The following is a 360-nucleotide window of genomic DNA, read 5'->3' on the forward strand; positions in this document are numbered from 1 at the left end:
CTGGTTTCGACGGGGGTCGCGAAGTCGCTTGGCGCATGCCGAGGGGGCAGCTTTCCTCGTTAATCCAGCAGCAAACTTTTAGTTGCCAACGATGACAACTACGGTTCGGACTTCGCTATCGCCGCTTAATTGGCTTTAGTTGTCGTTCTACAGCCGCCTAAGGCGAACCCCCGAACCTACTTGTGCCCGTGCTCGTAGGTGTAGGGTCATTATCACGGAACCATCGGTAGTGGCTGCCTGTCAGCTACCGGTTAGATAAAGCAGGCTGGTTTTCAGGTGCGCTTTGCCAACCGTGCTGCCTGGGAATGAGATCTAACGGAGGGCTAAGCATGTAGTGCTGGGGATGGAGTGCTTCCGGAC

General features: G+C 55.6%; 1 other RNA gene. It reads left to right on the forward strand.

The features are described from left to right. Window positions 1-360: a transfer-messenger RNA gene (gene ssrA / locus EIP85_RS22670) on the forward strand.

The sequence above is a fragment of the Solirhodobacter olei genome (genome assembly GCF_004010155.1).
GTDB lineage: Bacteria > Pseudomonadota > Alphaproteobacteria > Rhodobacterales > Rhodobacteraceae > Solirhodobacter > Solirhodobacter olei.